General features: G+C 41.9%; 10 protein-coding genes. All 10 read left to right on the top strand.

All coding sequences use genetic code 11. The annotated features are described in order from the left end of the window. Positions 1–58: 58 nt before the first annotated feature. The 10 genes from H6779_00860 (at position 59) to H6779_00815 (ending at position 14,860) form a co-directional block, all read left to right on the top strand. Complete coding sequence (locus H6779_00860; protein ID USN87980.1) at positions 59–2,803, top strand: type IV secretion system DNA-binding domain-containing protein; 2,745 nt, start codon at positions 59–61, stop codon at positions 2,801–2,803. 34 nt (positions 2,804–2,837) lie between these two features. Next, on the top strand, positions 2,838–7,109 hold the full coding sequence (locus H6779_00855) for a hypothetical protein (GenBank protein USN87979.1): 4,272 nt from the start codon (positions 2,838–2,840) through the stop codon (positions 7,107–7,109). 9 nt (positions 7,110–7,118) lie between these two features. Next, complete coding sequence (locus tag H6779_00850; GenBank protein USN87978.1) at positions 7,119–7,418, top strand: hypothetical protein; 300 nt, start codon at positions 7,119–7,121, stop codon at positions 7,416–7,418. Positions 7,419–7,502: 84 nt separating this feature from the next. Then, positions 7,503–9,185: a hypothetical protein gene (locus H6779_00845; protein USN87977.1), complete on the top strand. Its 1,683-nt coding sequence runs from the start codon at positions 7,503–7,505 to the stop codon at positions 9,183–9,185. Between the two features lie 7 nt (positions 9,186–9,192). Then, on the top strand, positions 9,193–9,825 hold the full coding sequence (locus H6779_00840; GenBank protein USN87976.1) for a hypothetical protein: 633 nt from the start codon (positions 9,193–9,195) through the stop codon (positions 9,823–9,825). Positions 9,826–9,929: 104 nt separating this feature from the next. Then, on the top strand, positions 9,930–10,472 hold the full coding sequence (gene frr, locus H6779_00835; protein USN87975.1) for a ribosome recycling factor: 543 nt from the start codon (positions 9,930–9,932) through the stop codon (positions 10,470–10,472). 3 nt (positions 10,473–10,475) lie between these two features. Beyond that, positions 10,476–11,573 carry an RIP metalloprotease RseP gene (rseP, locus tag H6779_00830; GenBank protein ID USN87974.1) on the top strand — a complete coding sequence of 366 codons (1,098 nt, stop codon included), beginning with the start codon at positions 10,476–10,478 and terminating at the stop codon, positions 11,571–11,573. A gap of 11 nt (positions 11,574–11,584) precedes the next feature. Next, positions 11,585–12,853 carry a prolyl-tRNA synthetase gene (locus H6779_00825; GenBank protein ID USN87973.1) on the top strand — a complete coding sequence of 423 codons (1,269 nt, stop codon included), beginning with the start codon at positions 11,585–11,587 and terminating at the stop codon, positions 12,851–12,853. A gap of 14 nt (positions 12,854–12,867) precedes the next feature. Beyond that, the gene (locus H6779_00820; protein USN87972.1) at positions 12,868–13,941 is read left to right on the top strand and encodes a rod shape-determining protein; all 1,074 of its coding nucleotides are present in this window, start codon (positions 12,868–12,870) and stop codon (positions 13,939–13,941) included. Continuing rightward, complete coding sequence (locus tag H6779_00815; GenBank protein ID USN87971.1) at positions 13,889–14,860, top strand: rod shape-determining protein MreC; 972 nt, start codon at positions 13,889–13,891, stop codon at positions 14,858–14,860. Before H6779_00820 ends, H6779_00815 begins: the two co-directional genes overlap by 53 nt. Positions 14,861–14,876 lie beyond the last annotated feature (16 nt).

The raw sequence follows: 14,876 nt of genomic DNA, 5'->3' as shown, positions 1-14,876 counted from the left end.
AGTTCTATTAAGGGGATAGTCTTGCTTTTATGTGTCAAAACTAAGATACAATGTGGCTATGCCAGAGGGAATACCTAAGAAATTCACTTCTCCGGAAGAGGAGATTAGTTATCTGCGTGAGCAAATTGCGGCGCGTGAGCGCGAGCTTTTGGCTCGTAGTCCGGAAGTAGACCAGGCTGATATCGAAACTGTTGGTAAGCAGGAGATTAGAGAATACGCTTCTTTTACTCCTAGGTCAGTCCTTGATCCTAAACACAAATTTGCTGAAGCTGATGTGGCGGTGGCCAGCGAGCAGGTGGCTTTAGCGGCAGATCCGGTGGAAGAAATAGTACATATTGCGCTAGAAAAAGGGATTAGAAATGCGTTGTCGGTTCTAGAAAAAACCGACAACGCCTACATTATCGACCAAGTCCATCGTCGTTTGGTGGAGCAAATTCGGTCTGGGGTAAATATTCAGGATATAAAAGAGGGGATGCCGACTTGGCACCTACTTCATATGACACTTTATGAGCTAACTTTACCGGAGACTAAAGCAGCTGATGGGCGAGAATATCAGTTATCAGAGCTGATCGGGATGATGGAGCAGTTGTTTGCCGGCCTTAGAAATATTGGTTCGGAGCAGTCGCACAATCATTTTGCTATTGAGATTGCGGTGGCGGATTTTAGTGATGATATCGTATTTTATGTTGCGGTTCCTAATCAGTTTGTCACCTTATTTGAAAAGCAGGTATTGTCGCTGTTTCCACACGCTGAACTGACAGTGCAGGCGCATGATTATAATATCTTTGTTGATCAAGGAGTAACTTTGATCAGTGAGTTAAAGTTAAAAAAGCATCCAATTTACCCAATTCGTACGCATGACGGCTTTACCTCTGATCCGCTGGCGGTTATTTTAAATGCTTTTTCTAAAATTGAGCGCGAAGGCGGCGGTGCGGCGGTGCAGTTTTTGATGCGTTATCCGCAAAAAAAATACAACAAAAGTTACAGCGAAGTGATCAAAAACATGCAGAAAGGTATGAAAGCGGGTGAGGCAATTTCGCGTAGCACTATTGGTGGTGAGATTATGGGTTCTTTGTCTGATTTAATCTTTAGCAAAAAACCAAAAGAGGGTGAAGGTTCATCATCGACCATAGAGTCCGATAAAATTGAAGTATTCTCCCGAAAGGTCAAGTCAGAGATTGTAGAAACAAATATTCGGATAGCAGTTTCAGCTCGAGACAGCGCTAGAGCCGAGCAAATTTTAGGAGAGATTGAATCTACCTTCAATCAATTTGATCTGGTTGATGGTAATAGTTTTGCGCCTAAGCGGGCCAAAGGAAGTCTTAAATCACTTCAGAAAGCTTTTGCTTTTCGCGAATTTTGGACTAAAGCGATTATTCCGTTCAACTTGACTGAATTATCAACTTTGATTCATTTTCCAGGTAATGGTGTTCTATCTTCACCGCAGTTTAAACAATCGCATGCCAACACGGCAGCGGCTCCCAATGACATGCCAACCGAAGGAACATTGCTTGGTATAAATAATCATCGCAATTCAGAACGTGAAATCTACATAACCAACGAAGACCGTTTGCGACACTTCTATATCATTGGACAGACTGGTACTGGTAAGACCACGCTAATGAAAAATATGATAACGCAAGATATTTTGCGGGGTGATGGTGTGTGTATGATAGATCCTCATGGAACCGATATTGAGGATGTGCTCAGTGCGGTACCAAAAGAGCGAGAACAGGATGTTATTTACTTTGACCCATCGCGACTCGACCGCATCCTCGCACTCAACATGCTTGAGTATGATATTACCAAGCCGGAGCAGAAGACCTTTGTGGTCAATGAGCTGTTTTCAATTTTCCAAAAGCTCTACGGAGCCAATCCGGAGTCAATGGGGCCAATGTTTGAACAATACTTCCGTAACGCCACTTTGTTAGTCATGGAAGACCCTGACAGCGGCAATACTTTGATGGATATCTCGCGAGTTATGGCCGACGCTAAATATCGTCGAATGAAACTAGAAAAGGCTACCAACCCTGTGGTTGTACAGTTTTGGCGGGAAATTGCTTCAAAGGCTGGTGGTGAAGCGTCGCTTGAGAATATTGTGCCTTATATCGTATCTAAATTCGATGTTTTTACCGCCAATGACTACATGCGGCCAATCATCGGGCAACAAAAATCAGCCTTTAACTTCCGGCAGGTAATGGACGAACGTAAGATTCTCTTAGTCAATCTATCGAAAGGTCGATTGGGAGAAATTAATGCCAATCTGATTGGTATGATAATTGTTGGCAAGATACTGATGGCGGCATTGTCTCGAGTGGATGATCCAACTCGAGGGTTTGCACCGTTTTATCTCCATATGGATGAGTTTCAGAATGTCTCAACCAATTCCATATCGGCGATTTTGTCTGAGGCGCGTAAGTATAAGCTTGGCCTCACTATTGCTCATCAATTTATTGCCCAGCTTGATCCCAACATTAAAGATGCTGTGTTTGGCAACGTGGGTTCAATGGCGGCTTTTCGGGTTGGTCCCGAGGATGCTCAGTTCCTGGAACATCAGTTCTCACCACCATTTAATGCCAGCAATTTAATGAATATTCCAAACCGCAATGCCTTGGTGCGTATTTTGGCCAACGGCACACCGACCAAGCCTTTCAATATTAAGACCATGCCACCACCACCGACTGATCTCACCAGAATCAATGAAATGATCGAATTAAGTTATCATACCCACGGCCGTCCGCGGGCTGAGGTCGAAGCTGAGATATCCGCACGGTATGCTAAAGAGACGCCGCTGGTTTTATAGGGTGTGGTATGATTAAACCAATAATTATTTGTCTATGAGAATAGAAAGTTTGTCTCAAAAAGCTAATAAACCTGGAGCCGAAATAGTGGACGCTGAGATTGTTGAGGATGTTGGCGAAAATGAATCAAATGAAAACTCTGATACAGAAACGGTTGAAAGGTCTAATGGCGATAATACAGTCGAGCAAGATTCAGGTGTAGAAGTAAATACTGACCCCGTAGACGAGCCCTTAGAAGAACCTCAGATAGATGAGGTTGAACTAAAATTAGAAATTGATGCTGAAAAACTGCCTGATGATGTAGGGGAGTTAAAAGAGTTGCTTGAGAATTCTAGACAAGAGTTTGAAAGAATAAAAGAAGATGCTGAATTATTAAGAGATTCTATTCATCTCATGAATAGTCATATAGTGACTGCAAATTCTGTCCTAATGGCCATAGGCAACCTTCTAAGGGAATCTGATCAAAATTTGCTAAAGAATCATATAGAGAATCGACTTCCGAGGAGTTTTCGATTATTCAATGAGACGATAAGCTCAATTAGTCAACTAATTGAAGAAAATAAAGATAAGTTGGATGAGATTAAAGAAAAAAGAGAAGGTATAAATGAAGAAGGTAATGCTCAACCAGAAAAAAACGAAGATAAATATGCGAATCTAAAAAATAAAATCGCTGGAGTTTTTGATAACTTCAATAATGGCTTTTTAAGGCTTAACTTTGGCGGTGATCTAGATAGTCTACCAGAGCCTATTTTGAATGGCTTACCAGAAACTCTGGTTTCTAAGCTTAAACTTTTAAAACAAAAAGAGGTTGAATTTAATAATTTGCTGAATAATAGTAATAGTGATGTACAAAATTCTAGGACGTTTCGAGATAAATTAGTAGAATTGAAGTACGGTCTATACGATTTGATTAAAAAAATAAAAGATGAAAACTTTAAATATAAAAACAGACGTACAGATGCCAGTAAGTCAAATGGTGCTGAAGATCAAAAAGAAGTAGCAGATACAAAAGCAGAAGAGGTTCAGGATTTTGCAGAAAGAAAGAGTGAAATTGTTTCAGAGTTTAGCTTAGTTGAGTCTAAATTTGAAAATACAGTAAATAAAGCTAAAAGTGTTGCTAAAAACACAAGATCTCAAATACCTACACCCACACCCACACCCACAGTAAGACGATTTATTGAAGAGGGTCAAAATATAGTAAAAGAATTTAATGAAGTTGTAAAAAATGAAGCTTCCGAGGAAGTGTGTAATGAATTAGAAGAGAAAAAAGTAAAGCTGGAATCTGTAATTGCAAGTTTGTCAAAAAAAGTTGGTGAGATGGAAGAAGTTGAAAGTAATGATGAAATTGATGGTGTTCAGAAGACAGATAATAAGGAAAATGGTGGCGATGGAGATGCGGATGAAAAATTTGAACCAAAGGCTGATGAAATTCCAACTCTCCAGGAAGAGATTAAGCTTAGGGACGGTGTAGTTGATGCAGAAGTAGGTTCAGAAGACGACTTAAGTACCGAAAGTGAAGGGGAAGTTATAAATATTGATAAATCAACTCCAGATAAACTTTTTGACCTTGAAGAAAGTGATGTCGCTACTAAAAAAGAAGCTGAATTTGTGGACATGGATAACGAAGCTGTGGAAACTCTTGAATTAAGCGATAAAGAAAAAGTTGAACTTAAAACAAAAGACGAAAAAGAAATAGAACTAACCGATTATCAAAAAGCTAAACAAGATCTTTTGTTTTCTAAAGTTGAGGGAACTGATAAGACGTTCAAGGAAGCATATCAAGACAACAAAAAAGAGTACGAAGATGCGGTAAAAAATTATTACGCTAATCGTGGTGGACTTGGTAAGATTAAAGATTGGGGTAAAAAGTTCCTTGGTTTAAAGCCTAAATTACCTGACAACATCAAAGTCTTGGAAGATAAGTACAAAGTATCCAGAAAGGAATATACAAGGAAATTACGCTTAGCAATGAAAGAGAGGGGTAAGTTGTCTGTGAACGAAGAGTTTCATAAGAGTAAGCTTGAAAGTGAGACGGCAGCCTATCTTGCCTCCTACAATAAAGAAAAAGCTCCTAAACCAACAGGCTATGAACAAAAAGTGGATCAGGCATTCTTAAAAAAGTTCGTTTTGCGACCTGGTAAGGAAAGGTTGGATATACAGAAAACTGAGATTCTGACTGAAGAGCAGGCAAAGACGGTGGGCAGAGTAATGATGAAACTTAAAAAGACCAAGTGGTGGGTCAGAGGGGGAATTATACTCGGCGCGGGTGTACTGGCTGGTGCTGCGGCGGCTGGTGTGGCTGGTGCTCGTATGGCTATCAGCTCCGGTGCTGCCTTGGGTGCTGATCAGGTAATGAGTTTTAAGGTCAGGAAAGCTGAGGCAAAAGCTGAGAAGCTTATGGAAGGCGAAGATTTTTCAGTCGATGATATAGATAATTATGAAGAGGAAGTAATGCAGGCATTGCGAAAAGCTAAGGCTGCACAGAGCCAAAGAACAGCAGCTACTATAGGAGCCGGTTTCCTAGCCGGAGGATTGACCGGCTATGGAATGTCTCATCTGGGCTCTGCTGATCAAATTTCTGAAAGTGTAAGTAAGGCGACAGATGCCACCAGTGAACAAATAGCAGCAGCTTTGGATAAAAATCCTGAGATTCTTGACATGCTTGGTGGTGAGGAAACTTCTTCGGCTACTGAAGCAGTAGCAGGAAATGTTGGTGTAACTGAAGTGGTTGATAAGATTACTGTACCTAATTATAGCTTTAGTCATGAACAATTCAGTACTCTGGTTAAAGATTTGTCTGTGGTTGGCGCGGAAGATTTAAGCGGTGAAAACCTAGTACAAGTTGAAAGCTACCTGCGTCTAAATACCAGCAACCTGTTGGCGCTTCATCCTAATATGACAGCCGATAATCTATCCGAGACCCTGCTTGGGAAGCTGGAGGGTAAGTTTGGCGAAACTGACTGGTGGCAGGAAAGTCCAATCACTAAAGTTGAGATTGGTAGTATAGAAAAAATCGACGCTTCCGACTTAGCTTCTTCGGCTACCGCTGAGGTAAACTCAACCGCTGAGAATGCCTTAAATAACGAGGTGGCAGAAGCTTGGCGAGAGCATGCGGTAGATCAGACTACATCAAATGTAGAAAATGTTGAGAATATTCATACGGTTGTAAAGGGCGATACTCTTTGGGATATTGTAGAAGACAGGTATCAGTCTGAGTTGGCAGATTTGTCACCAAGTGAGCGTAATCAAGTGCTAGACGCTCTCTTTGATAAAGTTCGGGCCGATGAGGTTTTGCGTGAGTTAGCCAATATCAATGATACAGAATTAATTTATCCTGGAGATAAGATCAATTTAGGTCCCTTAGAAGGGGAATTGAATAAGTTAATTGAACTTGAGAAAAACGATATAGATCTTCCAACTTCACCTTCTTCCGGTCACCTAGAAGTAGTGGCGGATGGGTCAAGTGAAGAAGTCATACCTATTACTGCCAATCATCCGGATATCCAAGTAAGTGAAATTGCTGAGAGGGTCGAGGAATCACCATTAATTGAATTTGCCACTAAGCCCGGCACCTCAACTCCGGTGACCTTGGCAATGAATGACTATGCACAAACTGTCGCAGCTGAATTGGTTGCCAAAGATCCTAGTATAGCACCATATGAATTAAAGGCTGGGGTCTGGCAAGCACTTACGGCTGAAGCTGCTCGTAATCCAGCTTGGGATATCCACTCGGTTTTGAAATTTGAAGTAGATCAAACAAATTTAAATTTACCTAGTGTAGAAAACGTTGTCTCGGCTAATATCCAGCCGCCGGAAACTTATAATTCTGACAATTTCTTCCATAGCCCAGAGTACAAGGATTATGCTCTACAGGTTTTTGGTAGTGAAAAAAATCTAAACGCAGCTATAAATGAAGCAACGAATCAAGTTGATGCCGGAGCCTATGACTTCTTTGATGCTAGGAATCATTATGACAGCTTTATGTCTGTGTATGGGAATATGACCATGAAGGAGTTTGGTGATATGCAGTACTTATATGATCAGTACGGTAGAGACTATCTTATTCATGCGCTAAACAATACTGCACCGGAAAGTGGTCAACTGCACTACCTGGGTAGAGACACTGTTCCTTCTAGTGAAGTTCATAATATTAAGTACGAAGCAGCGGTAGCTTGGATGGATGCAATAAATAATTTAAAGCAGTCTGGTCTACAATATACAGATAACACAAAGATATCTGATCTGTTTTCTCGATTTGTTGTGGAGCATAGTGCTCAAACATTAGCTAATCAAAATGTTTATAGATAAAATAAAATTATGATAACAGACAACAATAAAATTGGAGACACGCAATCACCATCAGACCAAAGTGCTGTTCAGGGCGAAGTAGAGCAGGCATTCGCGGAGGAAGTAGGTACTCTGGTTTTTCAAAGTGCGCTAATGAAATATCTAGCCATTACCCCTGAAGAAACTTCTCGAGAATTTGAGTCTTTTATTAATCTAAACGTGGGAGCAGAGAACTTTTTTGAAATCCTTTGTGAAAAATATCCGGATTTTTGTGAACTGTTGGACGAAGAAATGAAAGCTTTTCAATCCGAAGTGAGCTCTATACTTTAGTGATGGTCATATTTTTTTTAATTCACATTTATCGACTGCTTCGTTACTGCGTTTTGATTTGCTAGATGTTATTATTTAGGAGTTATGGATAAAACTGGTTCCTTGGTTTCAAGTTATGACTTTACTACACAGGCAGGTATCACCGCTCTCTTGGCTGGTATTCGTCAGAGTGAGTTGTCCTCAGCTGAAAAAAATGAATTACGCGACCTTGTCTTTTTATATAAAAACGGAGGGCAAGATGAGTCGGTAAGAATTTCTTTAGAGCAGAAACTTTCGGCACACAATATTACTCCGGTGGCGGCTATCAAAAAACCGACAGAGCCTGAGGTGGCACCTGCTCCCGAACCAGACTTACCTTTTGGTAGTATGCGTCCAGCTCCAACTTTTCGTAAACCAACCGTATCTGCTTCTGAAGCTAAAGCTTTGGATACTCAGCCAGTGCCTCCTCCAGCTTCAGCTCAGACTCAGACTGGAGAGGTGTCCCCTGCAGTAAGTCAAAAACCTCTTGAAGAAGTAAAACAAGCTGATCAGGTGACAGTTTCTCCTGTTACGATGGCTGCGCCAGCTGATATACCGAAGGTGACTCCACCAATTACTCCGTCAGTTTCTGACACGGCTACTACCACACCAGTGCCCCCTGCTTCGGCTTCACCAGCGTCGACAAATCCGCCGACACAAACCACTTCACCGGTGCAACCGGCTCCATCTACACCTGCCGCCGCTCCTACACCATCTCCAGAACAGTCAAGCTACCTAAATCGTATTCGAGAAATTAAAGCGGTAGTAAACCAAAAAGTTGGTAATCCAGTGAATTTGGTAGATATAGATAATGAAGTTGGTCGCGAATACATGAACGCACTTTTGGATGCGATGAAGAAAATGAATGGTGGAGTTGGAGGTATAGACGTGGCAATGCAGAGATTGGAAACTGCCTTTGTAGCAGTTCAAAAGGCAATTGAAATGAAAGAACAAGCTAAGCAAAAACCGTCTGTTGTTTCAGAAGTTGCCCAGACTACACCACAACCAGCCTCAACACCAACTCCCGTTTCTACACCGCCTGAGCCTGTTACCTCTCAATCGGTTGCTCCGGTCACACCAAAACCGGTAGTAGTTACACCACCACCAACTCCGCCCCCGGCCGCGGTAGAGCCTGTTATACCACCTAGACCGGTGGTTGAGGTCACTCCTATGCCGATGGTGGAGCCGGAACCAATTTCACCAACACCAGAGAATGTTCCAGCATCTCAGATTAATACTGTGCCATCAGCCCCAAACCCAGTTACTCCGGTAGCGGTTACACCACCAACTCCGCCAAGACAGCCGTCAGCAGAATCTACTTTACCGGTACAATCAAATGTTCCTTCGCTGGCTGACCGAAAGCGCAACCTTACACCTAATGATTTAGCTGATAGCTCAAAAACTGAAGCTGGCGTTACCAATCCTTTGTATACCGCAGAAATTGACAGTGGCTTAGAGCAGTTATTGTCGGATTGGAGTCTGTTCAAGAAAAGTGGACTGTTTGGTACCGGCCCAAGTGGACGGGAGCACCCTCTCTTTAAGAAGATAGCTGGGTTGCAGATCCCACTTTTACTAGCCGGTCGTTTTGAGGGAGCTACTCAAGAAATCAGACAAAGCATCACAGACTACATGAATGGTTGGCGCTATGAGCAGGGTATTATCTATGAGCAAGGAGAGACTTTTGAGTTGTATTTACGTCGCGTCATCAAGCATATTCTAGATTTACAAAAAAAACGTAATCCAGCATAATGTGCCAATGCTCGACCATCACGCTTTTCTAATTCGGTCTAATCTGACGAACCGCCAAGTAGGAGAGGAGCTTATTTGTGAACTTAAGATAGAGGAAATTTCCTATATTGAGAAGGAAAATTTTGGTATAGATGATGCTAGGGAGTTGGTTCGTTTGGCTTTTTTAAAACCCGGTCAAGGCGACGCAAAGCTATTGGTAGTAATCTTAAAGAAAATTACTAGCGAAGCACAACAGGCTTTATTGAAATTATTGGAGGAGCCGCCAAGTACTACAAAATTTATTTTTTTGGTTGGTAATGACACGGAGCTACTGCCTACGCTATTGTCACGTTTTCAGACATATGAAGGGTCGTATCAGGGTACAGAGACTAATACTACTGATGATTTTGCAGATTTCTGTAAATTAAATTACGCACAGCGGCTTGTATTAATAGGTAAAAATTTGGATGCTAAAGGTGACTGGGTGGTTAATATAAAAGTTGGCCTAGCTAAATATTTATCAAAGAGGGCTAATAGTCTAGATGTTGATACTATGCACAGTTTGTTGGTGGTGGTAACCAGTCTAAATACTCGCGGTGCATCCAATAAGATGTTATTGGAGGAAATGGCTTTGCTTTTGCCTCCTGGGGCTGAAAAATAACAAGATAGTCTTATTTCTAAAGCTATATATTAGCTTGTAACTTGCCTCTACTTTTGAAATAGGTTTAATGTTAAACTGTTATAATAATGGAATAAAAATCATGTATGACGAATGAATTAAAACAAAAACTTAAAGAAGTTGAGGATTGGTTGGTAAAAGAGTATGCAGGGATTAGGACTGGTCAAGCCACGCCGGCTTTGCTTGATAGTATAAAAGTTGAAAGCTATGGTTCGTTTATGCCGATCCAGCAAGTTGGTTCAGTAAATATAGAAGATATGAGAACCCTGAGAGTTGCTCCATGGGATGCGAGTAGTATCCCAGCGATTGAAAGAGCGATCAGAGACGCAGAACTTGGTGTTTCTTTGGCTGTTGATTCTTCAGGTCTACGAGTCATTTTTCCGGAACTTACTAGTGAAAGAAGAGAGCAGCTTTTAAAGTTGGCTAAAAGTAAATTGGAAGATGCCCGTATATCAGTTCGTTCTGTGCGAGATGAGACTATGAAAGGAGTGGAAAGTCAGTTCAAGGCTGCTGAAATTAGTGAGGATGATAAGTTTGCCATGAAAGAGGATATTCAAAAAAGTGTAGAGGAGACAAATCGAGCCTTGGAAGCACTTTTTACGAGTAAAGAAGCTGAGTTGCAGAAATAATTTATGACAATTATTTTATTCCTATTAGTATTATTTGTACTTATTCTGGTGCATGAATGGGGGCATTTTATTGTAGCCAAAAAAACCGGCATGCGGGTGGATGAGTTTGGTATTGGGTTTCCGCCAAAAATGTACGGTATTAAAAAAGGTGAAACCGAATATTCATTTAATGCTCTGCCGATTGGTGGATTTGTAAAAATTTATGGGGAAAACTTGGAAGAGATTCCTGGTGATGAGGTGGATAAGGCGCGAGCCTTCGGCTCGCGCCCAAAATGGGCCCAAGCCCTCGTTTTGGTAGCTGGCGTTGCCATGAATGTCTTATTTGCTTGGTTTTTGTTTTTCGTTGTTTTCATGTTGGGTACGCCGACAGCGGTTGAAGAGTCAGTGGCTACCGATGAAGCGGTACTGTATGTCTCAGGTGTTTTGCCAGGTAGTCCGCTATATGAGAAGTTATCAGCTGGTTCTGAGATTTTAAGCGTAGGGTCGGCAGACGATGAGTTGATGAAACCGACCCCGTCAACTTTTACGGAATTTATTCAAGCTCATGCTGACGAAGAATTAAGTATTAATTATAAAAATGGAGACGACACTGGGACGGTTAATGTTACACCAGAAACCGGTTTAATACCGGGAGAGGAAAGCAAGGCAGCTGTCGGTGTCTCTCTAGCGCTAGTTGAAACTGTACCTCGTTCATTTTTCACCGCTATCGTCGACTCGTTTTTTGCTACCGTTAATGGTTTGGAGCAAATTGTGACCGGTCTTTATTCTTTGTTGGTTGGAGCAGTTTCTGGCACAGCTGATTTATCACAAGTGGCTGGACCGGTTGGTATTGTTAACATGGTTGGTGACGCGGCCCAATTTGGGGTGGTAGCTTTGTTAACGTTCACGGCTGTTATTTCTCTTAATCTGGCTGTTATTAATCTTCTACCAATTCCAGCTCTGGATGGAGGCCGGTTGGTGTTTGTGGCTATAGAAGCGGTAACTCGCCGACCAATTAACCCAAATTGGGCCGGCCACTTAAATCTTATCGGTTTTGCACTATTGATGCTTTTAATGATCGTGGTTACTTATAACGATATTGTTCGTCTTTTTACTAATTAGAAATTCTGCCTATGCGACAATCAAAATTATTTACCAAAACCAGACGAGAAGCACCAGCTGACGAACAGTCTAAAAATGCTCAGTTGTTAATACGGGCCGGATATGTCTATAAAGAAATGGCTGGGGTTTATGCTTACTTACCACTTGGTCTTAAGGTGCTCGAAAAGATAAAAGCTATTGTCAGAGAAGAGATGAACATGGTTGGTGGCCAGGAACTGATTATGACAGCTCTGCAGCGAAAGGAGCTCTGGGAGCGGACTGGTCGGTGGGATGATGAGGTGGTTGATGTGTGGTTTAAATCTGAGCTTAAAGCCGGTGGAGAGGTTGGTTTCGGCTGGAGTCACGAAGAACCGATTGGAGAAATGCTCAAAAACTACATTGCCAGTTATAAGGATTTACCGGTTTATGTTTACCAGTTTCAAACTAAACTACGTAATGAGCTTAGAGCCAAAAGCGGCATCATGCGCGGCCGAGAATTTGTCATGAAAGACATGTATTCTTTTTGTGTTGATGGTGATGCACACGAAGCTTTTTATAAAGAGACTATAGACGCTTATAATCGTGTCTACGATAGATTAGGGCTTGGTGAAGATACTTTTGTGACTTTTGCATCTGGTGGTGCCTTTACAGAATTTAGTCACGAATTTCAGACTATTTGTGAGGCCGGTGAAGATGCAATATATATCAACCGCGAAAAAGATATAGCCATAAACGAAGAGGTTTTAAACGATGAGACTCTGGCCAAGCTTGGAATAACCGAATCTGACCTAACTAAGGTCAAAACGGCTGAGGTGGGAAACATTTTTAATTTCGGACGTCAGAAAGCTGACGATATCGGTTTGACTTTCAAAACTGAGGAAGGAAACGATCTTCCGGTTTGGATGGGTTCATATGGTATTGGAATCACTCGCGTAATGGGGGTTATTGTCGAGAAATTTGCCGATGAAAAGGGGATTGTTTGGCCTGAAAATATCGCTCCTTACAAGGTTCATTTGGTGGGTCTCAATATGGAAGACGAAGCAGTAGCTGACTGGGTTACAGGTATTTATATGAATCTGTTAGAGCGCGGAGTTGAAGTACTTTTTGATGATCGTGAAGCTACTCGGGCTGGTGAAAAGTTTGCAGACAGTGATTTGATTGGTATTCCGTATCGGGTCGTGTTGAGCAAGAAGGCTAAAGAAGAAGGTAAGTTTGAAGTGGTAAACCGGGCTACTGGAGAAGTTAGACATCTAACCGAAGAGGAATTATATAGAGATTTTGATACTAATAGCGATACATAGTAAAATAAAAATTAATGGGTAGGTTATCGCAAAATTTCAACAAGCTTTTATCGGTTGTTTCAACTGATATGGCTATTGACCTAGGTACGGCTAATACTCTGGTTTACGTTAAAAACAAGGGTATTGTACTAAATGAGCCAACGATAGTAGCGGTTAATAAGAAAACTGGCCAGTTAGTGGCGGTCGGTATCGAGGCTAAAACTATGCAGGGGCGTACGCCACAGCACATTGAAGTGGTGCGACCATTGGTGGATGGTGTGATCTCTGATTTTGAAGTAACCGAGGAAATGCTTGGTTACCTGATAAATAAAGTACAAAACGAAACTCGTTCATTAGTTCCGCCACGAATTTTGATTGGTGTACCGTCTGGTATCACTAATGTGGAAATGCGAGCGGCTCGAGATGCGGCTAAGAACGCTGGTGCTCGTGATGTGTTTCTAATTGAAGAACCTATGGCTGCCGCTATTGGCGCCAAATTACCAATAAATAAAGCAGCCGGTAACATGATTATTGATATCGGTGGAGGAACTACCGATATCGCGGTTATTTCTCTTAATGGTATTGTGGTGGCCAAAAATTTACGGGTGGCCGGTGATCATTTGAATGCTGCTATTTCGTCTTATGTTCGTGATCAATTCAAAGTTTATGTCGGTGAAAAGACGGCAGAAGATGCTAAAATTGCCTTAGCTTCAGTTAATCCGGAGGGAAGTGGTAATGAAATGATTATTCGAGGACGTGACGTTATGACTGGGTTACCACGTGAAGTAATCATCACTGCTAGTGATGTTAGAGATGCGGTAGTAAATCAGATTGATAGCATTGTGGAAACCACTAAAGCTGTCCTTGAAAAAACACCACCGGAAGTCCTGGCCGATGTTATGCAGCGTGGTGTTCATGTCTGTGGTGGTGGGGCGTTGATACCGGGCTTGTCTACTTTACTTGAAGAAAGTCTCCAGGTTCCGGTTATTGTAGTACCCGACCCCCTCCGTTCGGTAATCAGGGGTACGGGGATTGTGATTGAAAATTTTGAAGAATATGAAGAAATACTCATCGACAACGAAGGTGAATTATCGCCATATCAGTCATAAAAAACGACGGACTTGGATTTTGGTGGCAGCGGCGCTTATTTTTATTGGCTGGTTACTACCTTGGCTTACGTCACAAGTGGCTTCGGTTGCCCTTTATCCATTTCATGTGGTTACTGTCTGGGTTAAAAATTCAAATGGTGTTTTTCCTACTTATTTACGTTCAAAGGCGGAACTCGTGACAGAGTTGGAAGAATTGCGAGCAAAAGACGCTACCGAAACCGGTACTCAACTTACAATCCAGCGTTTGTTAATGGAGAATATGCAGTTGAGGAAGTTGGCAAATGTTGATACTCCCAATCAGCGCATAGTAGCTCGGGTTATCGCTCAACCTAGTACTTTGGTCTATGATTCACTTCAAATTGATCAAGGTTCAGAGGCTGGGCTTGAAGTTGGGATGCCGGTGTATTCCGGGTTAGACTCTGTTCTTGGTATTGTTAGTCATGTGACTCCAAAATATTCCTTTGTAGAATTATTTACCACCTCTGGGTTTGAGGCCACTGCTTACATAATTGGACCAAATGTATTTGCGGATATTCAGGGAGTTGGTGGTGGGGTGGCACGGGTTAGTTTGCCACAAGGGGTACCAATGACGGTTGGCAATGAGGTATTGTTGCCAGCCCTAACTAGCGGGGTCTATGGTGAGATCGCTTGGGTTGAAAATCACCCGACCCAGCCGGAACAATATGGATATGTTGTACCACCGGTAGCAATGAACAGTATTTTTTATGTTTCAATCGACACAAATGTGGTTCAACCAAAGACAGAGGTAGAAATTGTAGATAATATAGAAGAGGAGATTGAGCAAAAGTTAAAATTAAATCGCGAGTTGACTGATTCACTTACCGACGTTTTAGCTACTCAAGATATAGCAGTATTAGAGGTTGCGTCTTCGAGTGCGTCGACAACAGTCAGTGATTAATAATAGTAAATATGCT

The organism is Candidatus Nomurabacteria bacterium, assembly GCA_023898525.1.
Lineage (GTDB): Bacteria > Patescibacteriota > Minisyncoccia > Phycocordibacterales > UBA918 > OLB19.
The sequence above is the reverse complement of the archived record's forward strand: the minus strand, read 5'-3'. Positions and strand labels throughout refer to the sequence as shown.